This window comes from Blastomonas sp. UPD001 (genome assembly GCF_003426715.1).
Lineage (GTDB): Bacteria > Pseudomonadota > Alphaproteobacteria > Sphingomonadales > Sphingomonadaceae > Blastomonas.
Map to the genome: position 1 here is coordinate 1 of NZ_QKVT01000213.1, position 907 is coordinate 907.

The 907-nt window shown below is 66.5% G+C and carries 1 protein-coding gene; it reads right to left on the minus strand.

The window, feature by feature from the left end; genetic code table 11:
• On the minus strand, positions 1-714 hold a 714-nt coding region (locus DM995_RS21025), incomplete at its 3' end, for a glycosyltransferase (RefSeq protein WP_198669571.1).
• Positions 715-907: the final 193 nt, after the last annotated feature.

The window sequence follows — 907 nt, forward strand, 5'->3', positions numbered from 1 at the left end:
CCCTGCCCCGTCGCGCGCGCGGACGAATATCCCGCGCCCTCCGCTCTCGTGAATGCGGATGCCGAGTTCATAGTCCTCAGTCAGGCTGTCGGTGGCAAAGGGCGCGTCGCCCTGGCCTCCGTGCCCCAGCGCCTGCAGCACCTCGCGGCGAAACGCGCAGCCCACGCCAGCGCAGGGTATGGCGACACCGAGCCGGCTGCGCACCGGCATCTTGCGCAGATGCGCCTCGGCAAACTCGTCGGCATAATGCCCGCTGATCAGCCGCGCGCGCGGATCGATCAGCGGGCGCACCGGAATCTGCACGAAGTCGTGATCGACCAGCGCGGGCCGGTACAAGCCGAGTTCCGCCGGATGCACGACATCCTCGGCATCGTGGAGCACGACCGCGCGAAAGGACCAGCCCCCCGCGGTCTCGTCGGCGCACATCGCGTGCCACAGGCCATTCAGGCAATCCGCCTTGGAGGTCGGCCCGGCGATGTCCAGCGTCACCACCCGCACCCGGGCATCGCCCCTCGCGCATTCGCACGCCGCCGCCGCCGTCGCCGGATCGTTGGCATAGGTTCCGATATAGAGCCGGTAATCGCGGGTCGGCCAGCGCGCCAGGCAATGCGCAACCATGTCGCCGATCACCTCGGCCTCATCCCAGGCGGGGACGAACACGGCAAATTCGGGAGACGCGGTAGCCGCATCTCTGATCGCCCTGTGCGGCGACACCTGCGAATCGCGCCTTTGCCCGGTTAGCGTCTGCCAGAGCCAGGCAAGATCGAGCGCGAGATCATCGAATGCACCGATGGAAAACCATATTCCGGCGAAGAGAAGCAGTTCTGTTGCAGCAAAATCAAGCGATGCGAACAGGTTAGCCAGTGGCCCGACAAGAAGTCCGTCAGCAAACCCCTCCACCCCCTGG